Origin of the sequence: Marinomonas shanghaiensis (assembly GCF_003259175.1) — a bacterium.
Lineage (GTDB): Bacteria > Pseudomonadota > Gammaproteobacteria > Pseudomonadales > Marinomonadaceae > Marinomonas > Marinomonas shanghaiensis.
In genome coordinates, this window is the sequence record NZ_QGOK01000046.1 from 1 (window position 1) to 3,111 (window position 3,111).

Genomic DNA, 3,111 nt, shown 5'->3' on the forward strand with positions numbered 1-3,111 from the left:
TTGCTCTTTAACAATTCGAATTTTGAAATAGACGATAATCAAGCGTCAAACCGGTGGAAAGCACTTTAACCTAGTGACTTTCTAAATCGTAAATCCAGAGGGGTACAAAAGCCCTTTGGTATGTGATCTGAGTGTTGTTTTAATACTGACTCTTCTTAGAGTTGGGGATTAGAAAACTATTTTGGGTTATATGGTCAAGTGACCAAGCGTGCACGGTGGATGCCTTGGCAGTCAGAGGCGATGAAGGACGTGGTAATCTGCGAAAAGGTTCGGGGAGTCGATAAACAGGCTTTGATCCGAACATGTCCGAATGGGGAAACCCACTCTACTTGTAGAGTATCCCACAGTGAATACATAGCTGTGAGGAGGCGAACCCGGGGAACTGAAACATCTAAGTACCCGGAGGAAAAGAAATCAACCGAGATTCCCTAAGTAGCGGCGAGCGAAAGGGGATTAGCCCTTAAGTGGTTTTGGTGTTAGTAGAAGGCTCTGGAAAGTGCCGCGATAGAGGGTGATAGCCCCGTATACGAAAACACCTTAATCATGAAAACGAGTAGGACGGGACACGTGTTATCCTGTCTGAATATGGGGGGACCATCCTCCAAGGCTAAATACTCCTGACTGACCGATAGTGAACCAGTACCGTGAGGGAAAGGCGAAAAGAACCCCTGTGAGGGGAGTGAAATAGATCCTGAAACCGTGTACGTACAAGCAGTGGGAGCGGACTTGTTCCGTGACTGCGTACCTTTTGTATAATGGGTCAACGACTTATTTTCAGTAGCAAGGTTAAGCACATAGTGGAGCCGTAGGGAAACCGAGTCTTAATAGGGCGTTTAGTTGCTGGGAATAGACCCGAAACCGGGCGATCTATCCATGAGCAGGTTGAAGGTTGAGTAACATCAACTGGAGGACCGAACCCACATCCGTTGAAAAGGCTGGGGATGACTTGTGGATAGGAGTGAAAGGCTAATCAAGCTCGGAGATAGCTGGTTCTCCTCGAAAGCTATTTAGGTAGCGCCTCGTATCTCACCATTGGGGGTAGAGCACTGTTTGGGCTAGGGGGTCATCCCGACTTACCAACCCCATGCAAACTCCGAATACCAATGAGTGCAATTACGGGAGACACACGGCGGGTGCTAACGTCCGTCGTGGAAAGGGAAACAACCCAGACCGTCAGCTAAGGTCCCAAAGTTACAGTTAAGTGGGAAACGATGTGGGAAGGCTTAGACAGCTAGGAGGTTGGCTTAGAAGCAGCCATCCTTTAAAGAAAGCGTAATAGCTCACTAGTCGAGTCGGCCTGCGCGGAAGATATAACGGGGCTAAAACTGTACACCGAAGCTACGGATGCTTAATTTATTAGGCATGGTAGAGGAGCGTTCTGTAAGCCGTTGAAGGTCAAGCTGTAAGGCAGGCTGGAGGTATCAGAAGTGCGAATGTTGACATGAGTAACGATAAGGGGAGTGAAAAACTCCCCCGCCGGAAGACCAAGGTTTCCTGTCCCATGTTAATCAGGGCAGGGTGAGTCGGCCCCTAAGGCGAGGCAGAAATGCGTAGTCGATGGGAAACAGGTTAATATTCCTGTACTTATGTATATTGCGATGGAGAGACGGAGAAGGCTAGGCCAGCACGGCGATGGTTGTCCGTGTTTAAGGCGGTAGGTTGGGGACTTAGGCAAATCCGGGTCCCTCCTTTTAGTAGGAAAACCGAGAACTGATGACGAGCCCTCTTTTGGGCGAAGTGGTTGATGCCATGCTTCCAGGAAAAACTTCTAAGCTTCAGATATACATGAACCGTACCCCAAACCGACACAGGTGGTCAGGTAGAGAATACCAAGGCGCTTGAGAGAACTCGGGTGAAGGAACTAGGCAAAATGGTACCGTAACTTCGGGAGAAGGTACGCCGGCCGGTGTGAAGGACTTGCTCCGTAAGCACTAGTCGGTCGAAGATACCAGGTGGCTGCGACTGTTTATTAAAAACACAGCACTCTGCAAACACGAAAGTGGACGTATAGGGTGTGACGCCTGCCCGGTGCTTGAAGGTTAATTGATGGGGTTAGCGCAAGCGAAGCTCTTGATCGAAGCCCAAGTAAACGGCGGCCGTAACTATAACGGTCCTAAGGTAGCGAAATTCCTTGTCGGGTAAGTTCCGACCTGCACGAATGGCGTAACGATGGCCACACTGTCTCCACCCGAGACTCAGTGAAATTGAAATCGCAGTGAAGATGCTGTGTATCCGCGGCTAGACGGAAAGACCCCGTGAACCTTTACTATAGCTTCACAGTGAACTTTGAACCTACTTGTGTAGGATAGGTGGGAGGCTTTGAAGCGGTGACGCCAGTTACCGTGGAGCCACTCTTGAAATACCACCCTGGTATGTTTGAGGTTCTAACTCAGGTCCGTAATCCGGATCGAGGACACTGTGTGGTGGGTAGTTTGACTGGGGCGGTCTCCTCCCAAAGAGTAACGGAGGAGCACGAAGGTGTGCTCAGCATGGTCGGAAATCATGCATAGAGTGTAAAGGCAAAAGCACGCTTAACTGCGAGACAGACACGTCGAGCAGGTACGAAAGTAGGTCTTAGTGATCCGGTGGTTCTGTATGGAAGGGCCATCGCTCAACGGATAAAAGGTACTCCGGGGATAACAGGCTGATACCGCCCAAGAGTTCACATCGACGGCGGTGTTTGGCACCTCGATGTCGGCTCATCACATCCTGGGGCTGAAGCCGGTCCCAAGGGTATGGCTGTTCGCCATTTAAAGTGGTACGCGAGCTGGGTTTAGAACGTCGTGAGACAGTTCGGTCCCTATCTGCCGTGGACGTTTGAGATTTGAGAGGAGCTGCTCCTAGTACGAGAGGACCGGAGTGGACGAACCTCTGGTGTTCCGGTTGTCACGCCAGTGGCATTGCCGGGTAGCTATGTTCGGACGGGATAACCGCTGAAAGCATCTAAGCGGGAAGCCTCCCTTAAGATAAGATCTCACTGGGACCTAAGTCCCCTAAAGAGCCGTTCGAGACTAGGACGTTGATAGGTTGGGTGTGTAAGTGCTGTGAGGCATTGAGCTAACCAATACTAATTGCTCGTGAGGCTTGACCATATAACACCAAAGTGGTTTT

1 rRNA gene is annotated in these 3,111 nt (G+C 50.2%); it reads left to right on the plus strand.

The features are described from left to right. Positions 1 to 192: 192 nt before the first annotated feature. Positions 193 to 3,092 (plus strand): 23S ribosomal RNA (locus tag DKT73_RS19885). Positions 3,093 to 3,111 lie beyond the last annotated feature (19 nt).